The 6,048-nt window shown below is 66.9% G+C and carries 5 protein-coding genes; 3 read left to right on the forward strand and 2 right to left on the reverse strand.

Translation table 11 applies throughout. The annotated features are described in order from the left end of the window. From ACTS1Z_RS03290 to ACTS1Z_RS03300, 3 genes are all read left to right on the forward strand, one after another. The gene (locus tag ACTS1Z_RS03290) at nucleotides 1-642 is read left to right on the forward strand and encodes an NrsF family protein (RefSeq protein ID WP_442623004.1); all 642 of its coding nucleotides are present in this window, start codon (nucleotides 1-3) and stop codon (nucleotides 640-642) included. 104 nt (nucleotides 643-746) lie between these two features. Continuing rightward, nucleotides 747-2,633 (forward strand): signal peptide peptidase SppA, encoded by a 1,887-nt coding sequence (gene sppA / locus ACTS1Z_RS03295; protein ID WP_442623005.1) that lies wholly within the window; start codon nucleotides 747-749, stop codon nucleotides 2,631-2,633. 165 nt (nucleotides 2,634-2,798) lie between these two features. After that, entirely contained in the window at nucleotides 2,799-4,205 is a 1,407-nt protein-coding gene (locus ACTS1Z_RS03300) for a sodium-dependent transporter (protein ID WP_442623006.1), read from the forward strand. A gap of 48 nt (nucleotides 4,206-4,253) precedes the next feature. Here the strand turns inward: ACTS1Z_RS03300 and ACTS1Z_RS03305 are convergent, their stop codons facing one another. Both ACTS1Z_RS03305 and ACTS1Z_RS03310 read right to left on the reverse strand, forming a co-directional pair. Continuing rightward, on the reverse strand, nucleotides 4,254-4,880 hold the full coding sequence (locus ACTS1Z_RS03305; RefSeq protein ID WP_442623007.1) for a trimeric intracellular cation channel family protein: 627 nt from the start codon (nucleotides 4,878-4,880) through the stop codon (nucleotides 4,254-4,256). Nucleotides 4,881-4,944: 64 nt separating this feature from the next. Then, the coding region (locus ACTS1Z_RS03310; RefSeq protein ID WP_442623008.1) for a serine hydrolase domain-containing protein at nucleotides 4,945-6,048 on the reverse strand (1,104 nt) is incomplete at its 5' end.

Raw genomic sequence — 6,048 nt, forward strand, 5'->3', positions numbered from 1 at the left:
ATGTCGAAGGGTTTTGATCTCGATAGCCTCGCCGAAGAGCTGGAGCCGGTAAAGCCGCTCAAGTCCGGCGGCGTCATCGGCGGCGTGGTCCTGCTGACCGCCGTAAGCGCCGTATTCGTCGTCTCGACGCTCGGTTTCCGCGACCGTTTTCTGGACGCGACGGCGACCGATCCGATGTTCCTGATCCGCACCGGCCTCCTGGTCGTATTGGGCGCGGCCAGCTTGACGGCGGCGACGAGCATGGCCCGGCCCGCGGTCGGCACCAGCCGGTCGGGCTGGCGCTGGGCGGCGCTCGCTGCGCTGACCGTCCCGATCGCGGCCGCGGTCGCGGCGCTCGTCGGCCAGACGCCGATCGCCGAGCGGCTGCATCCGGTGAACGGCGTCGAATGCCTGACCTATTCGATCGGCATCGGCCTCGTGCTCGGAGCCGTGCTGACCTGGTGGCTCAAGCGCGGCGCACCGACCTCCCCCGAACGCGCGGGGACCGTCACGGGTCTTGCCGCGGGCAGCCTCGGCGCGCTCGCCTATTCGATGCACTGCCCGCACAACGATATCGTCTATATCGGCCTGTGGTACACGCTCGCCATCGCCGCGACGACCGTCGCCGGCCGCCTCGTCATTCCCCGTCTCGTGCGCTGGTAACGCTGCTGCGCCTGCAGATGCGCGCATACTGTCCGTAGATACGCATTTGTTTCTGGCCGCGCGCCCACCTAAATAGCGTCTATCTGACGATCGAGGAGCTTGTGATGCGGCTGTTGCGCGGTGCCTGGAAGGTTTTGGTGGGGATCAAGGACGCGCTCGTCCTGCTCCTGCTGCTCTTGTTCTTCGGCCTTCTCTATGCCGTGCTCACATCCAGCCCCAACCCGGCGGTGCCCGGCGAGGGCGCGCTCCATCTCGATCTCGATGGCGTGATCGTCGAGCAGCCCGAAAACATCAATCCGTTCGATGCGCTGACCGGCGCCGAAACCGTCACCCAGCACCGGCTCCGCGATATCGTGCAGGCGCTCGAAACCGCCGCGACCGACGACCGCGTGACGGCCGTCGCGCTCGATCTCGACGGCTTTCTCGGCGGCGGCCAGACCTCGATCGCCCGGGTTGCAGACGCGATCCAGACCGTCCGCGACGCCGACAAGCCGGTGATCGCCTATGCGACCGGCTATGGCGACGACGCCTATGCGCTGGCCGCGCATGCGAGCGAAATCTGGGTCCATCCGATGGGCGGCGCGCTGGTCCTGGGACCGGGCGGCACCCGCCTTTACTATGGCGATATGCTCGAACGCTTCGGCGTGAATGTGAACGTGTTCCGCGTCGGCGAGTATAAATCCGCGGTCGAACCCTTCAGCGAATCCGAGCAATCGCCCGAAGCGCGCGAGGCCAATCAGGCGCTTGCCGACGCCCTGTTCGAAGCGTGGCGCGAGGATGTCGCGCGCGCCCGGCCAGGCGCGGATCTCGACGCGATCATCGCAACGCCGGCCGATCTGGTCGAAGCCGCGAACAACGACCTCGCGACCGCCGCACGCGAAGCCGGTATGGTCGACGAAATCGGCACGCGCGTCGATTGGCAGGCCCGCGTGGCGGAAGTGTCCGGCGAAGACGCGGATACGGGCTTCCAGGCCATCCGCCTCGCCAGCTGGATCGCGGCCAATCCGCGCACCGGCGGCGGCACCAATATCGGCGTGGTGACCGTCGCCGGCACGATCGTCGACGGCGAAGCGCCCCCGGGCACAGCCGGCGGTGAGACCATCGCCGAACTGCTGCGCGAAGCGTCGCAAAACCACGATTTCTCGGCGCTCGTCGTGCGCGTCGATTCCCCGGGCGGTTCGGCGCTTGCATCGGAGCGGATGCGGCGGGCCATCCTCGATTTCTCCGAGGCCGAGGGCGATATCCCGGTCGTCGTCTCCATGGGCGATCTCGCCGCATCGGGCGGTTACTGGGTCGCGATGGCCGGCGATCACATCATGGCCGAGCCGGGCACGATCACCGGTTCGATCGGCGTGTTCGGTATCATCCCGACCTTCGAAGGCACGCTCGACCAGCTCGATATCGGCGCGGACGGCGTGACGACGACGCCGCTGTCCGGCGAGCCCGATCTGTTCGGCGGCCTCTCGCCCGAAGCCGCGCGGCTCTTTCAGTCGGGCACCGAAGACATTTACCGCCGCTTCCTGAGCCTCGTCAGCGAAAACCGGTCGATGCCGGTCGAGCGCGTCGCCGAAATCGCCGAGGGCCGCGTCTGGGCCGGCGGCACGGCGCGCCAGCTCGGCCTGGTCGACGCGTTCGGCACGATGGACGAGGCGATTGCCGAAGCCGCAAGCCGCGCCGAAGTCGAGGCCGACGATGTCCGCATCCTGTGGATCGAACAGCCGCCCGACCCGTTCGCCGAATTCATCCGTAACTGGACGCGCGAGGATGACGATGCCGAACAGGCCAACGCCCCGCGCGACATCTGGACGATGCTCGCCCCCGATCCACGCGCGATCATCGCGACGGTAACGGCCGAGATGCAGCTCCTGCTGAACGGCCCGGCGATGCAGCTCCGGTGCCTCGAATGCCCGGTGGAGGTCCTGCCGGGGCGGGCGAGCGGCGCGGAAGATGCCGGCTTGCGCGCGCTGGTGATGGAGTGGCTGCGGGGTTAGCCACGACCAATACATCGCCCGCCTTTTCTCGCGGCCCGATGCGGATACGATTTCAACGCTAGTTTCAACGCTGGTTCACACGATCCTCGTCCATGAGCGGCTTTCACCCTCATCGACAGAGAACACGGGCGCCGGGAGTTCCGGCACCCCGATCAGGATCGGACAATGGCAACCAATATCAAGGCGCCCGGCATCGGCGCATCGCAGGCATCGGACACTTCCGGCAATCAATGGTCGTCGAGGCTGACTTTCATCCTCGCCGCGGTCGGTTCGGCGGTCGGCCTCGGCAATGTCTGGAAGTTCCCCTACATCGTCGGCGAGAATGGCGGCGGGGCGTTCGTCCTCGTCTATCTTCTGTGCATCGCGCTTATCGGCGTGCCGGTGCTGACCGCCGAGATCCTCGCCGGGCGGCGGGGCGGCGCGAGCCCGATCCGCAGCTTCGGGATCATGGCGGAGCGCGACGGCCATTCGCCCAACTGGCAGGTGATCGGCTGGCTGGGCGGCCTGTGCGCCTTCCTCATCCTCTCCTTCTATAGCGTGGTCGCCGGCTGGGCGCTCGCCTATCTCGGCTATGCGGTCGGCGGCGATCTGTCCGCGGCCGGTGGCGCCGACGACGTCGGGGCGGCGATGGGCACGCTGTTCGAAACGCTGCTGGCCAGTCCGGCGGCGCTTGTCGGCGGCCATACCGTCGTGATGGCGATCACGATCCTTATCGTGGCGTCTGGCGTACGCGGCGGCCTGGAAAAGGCGATCCGCTGGATGGTGCCCGGCATATTCGCCATTCTGGCCGGCCTCGTCATCTATGCGGCGATGGCTAGCGGCGAGTTCGGCCGCGCCGCGCATTTCATGTTCGCGCCCGACTTTTCGGCCCTGAGCTGGGACGCAGTGCTCGTCGCACTCGGCCATGCCTTCTTCACGCTGAGCATCGGCATGACCGCCATGATGGCCTATGGCGCGCATCTGCAGAAGGACGCGCCGCTCGGCTCGTCGGCGGTCGCGATCGCCGGTCTCGACACCTTGGTCGCGCTGATGGCCGGGCTCGCCATATTCCCGATCGTGTTCGCCGCCGGGCTGGAACCGGCCGCCGGACCCGGGCTGGTCTTCGTGACACTGCCGATCGCCTTTGCGGATATTCCGGGCGGCATGATCGTCGCGACCCTCTTCTTCCTGTTCCTCGCCGTGGCGGCACTGTCCTCGACCATCTCGGTGCTCGAGCCGGTCGTCGAATATATCGAGGAGCGGACTCCGCTGACGCGCAAGGGCGCGGCCGTCGCATCGGGCGGCGCGATTTGGCTACTCGGCATCGGCTGCGCGCTCTCCTTCAACATCGCTGGCGATATGCGCTTGTGGGACCGCAATCTGTTCGACCTGCTGGACTTTACGACGTCCGCGATATTGCTGCCGCTGGGCGGCCTGCTGATCGCGCTCTATGTCGGTTATGTGCTGCCGGAGCGCGCGGTTCAGGCGGAACTGGCCGGGATCGGGCCGCGCGGATATGCGGTGCTGCGTGGGCTGCTGCGTTATGTCGCGCCGCTCGGGATCGCGACGGTGTTCGTATACGGCCTGGTCTGACGGATGATGGTGCGGGCCGGCGAGCGGACGAGGCTCCGCCCCGGCCCGCTAGCCGCCCCGATACACGGGCAGCGACAGGCCTTTCCAGATCGCCAGCGCCCTGAGCGCAAAGCCTGCCAATGCCGACACCCCCGCCGCGACAGGCAGCATTACGCCCGCCGCGCTCAGCCCGACGAACAGCGCGGCGGCCAGCGCGGCCGCCGTCACATACAGCTCTGGCCGCAATATGATCGATGGCTCGCCCGCGAGCACGTCGCGGATGATGCCGCCGAGACAGGCGGTGAAGATGCCCATCATTACCGCCGCGACCGGCGGGACGCCGAAGCTCAACGCCTTCGCCGCGCCGAACACGGCATAGGCGGCCATGCCGATCGCATCGAGCCAGTCCAGCGCCCTGCCGCGCCACAGTCTCTCGGGCGTGATCCAGATGACGAGCGCGATGACGAGGCAGGCGGTGAGCGGGCGCGTATCCTCTATCCAAAAGACGGGCGCGCCGATCAGCAGATCCCGCACCGTGCCGCCGCCGACACCGGTAGCCAGCGCAAAAAAGGCGAAGGTCACGAGCGTCTGTTTCGCCCGCGCCGCGGCCACCGCGCCGGTCGCCGCGAACAGGCCGATACCCGCGAGATCGAGCGTCGAAAGCACGGGACCGATGGGAAAATCGATGGGTGTCATGCGTGCGGCCTTAGCCGCTTGTGCGTCCGCCGTCATCGCCGATCGGCACGGACGATAATGCAGGTCAGTCCTGCTGGCTGGTCAGATGATCGAAGAGCGCGCGATAATGATGCGCCATCCGCAGGTCCGGATCGATAATCTCCAATATTTCCAGGCCATGCCGGAACGCATTGCCACCGGACATGAACAGGACGAGCCCGTCCCCGGTTTCCGGCGCAAAATAGACCTGCGCATGTTCGCCGAAATCATTGCCGCCATGGTTGAGGACCATGCGACCGGGCTCGCCGAACAGCGTCCAGCCGAGCCCGTAACCGAGCGGATCGGGGCATTCGGCTTCCGGCATCAGGCAATCATAACCGAGTTCCGGATCGCCGGACGCGGAATGCAGCCGCCTGCGTTCCGCCGTCAGATCGGGACCGACGTTATCGCCCGCGATCAACCGGGTGAGGAAATGGGCGTAGGCGGGCACGGTGGAGAATAGATTGTCGGCCGCGCTCCATTCGCCGGGCTCGATCATCGCGCCGCTCGCCTGCCGGGTAAAGGGCGGATAGCTCTGCCCTTCGCCGTCGCGCGGCGCGATCGTCCGCCCTTCCATCCAGGGGCGGCGCGCGACATCCATCCCCTCGATGCCGAGCGGCGTGAACAGTACCTCGCGGACAAGATCCGGATAGCGCGTATCGAAACGCCGTTCGAGATAGAGCGCGAGGATACGTATGCCGGCGCCCGAATAGGTTATGGTGCCCGCGCCCGGATCGCTGACAAAGGCGAGACGGCCATCGTCATAGAGATAGGGCCAGTTGAGCAGCCCGGTCTGATGCGACAGGATGATGCGCGGAGTCAGCTCGTCATAGCGCGGGTCGTCGGCAAGATCGGGATGGCGAAAATGATCCGCGATCGGATCGTCGAGCGACATGCGGCCCTGCTCCACCAGCCGCAGCACGGTTTCGGCGATCATCGTTTTGGCCACCGATGCCGTGTTGAACACCGTTTCTTCGCTCACCGGGACGCCCGGCGCCTGTTCGCCATAATATCCGGTCCAGACGACCGCTCCGTCCTCGATGACCGCAAGGCCGAGCCCGGCGACATTGGGCCGCGCGACGATCGCTTCGATTGCCGGCGCGAGCGCCGCAGGAGGTTCGTACGGCGCAGGGTTCGCCGCCGACGGTTG

Origin of the sequence: Parasphingopyxis sp., from assembly GCF_052168295.1 — a bacterium.
Lineage (GTDB): Bacteria > Pseudomonadota > Alphaproteobacteria > Sphingomonadales > Sphingomonadaceae > Parasphingopyxis.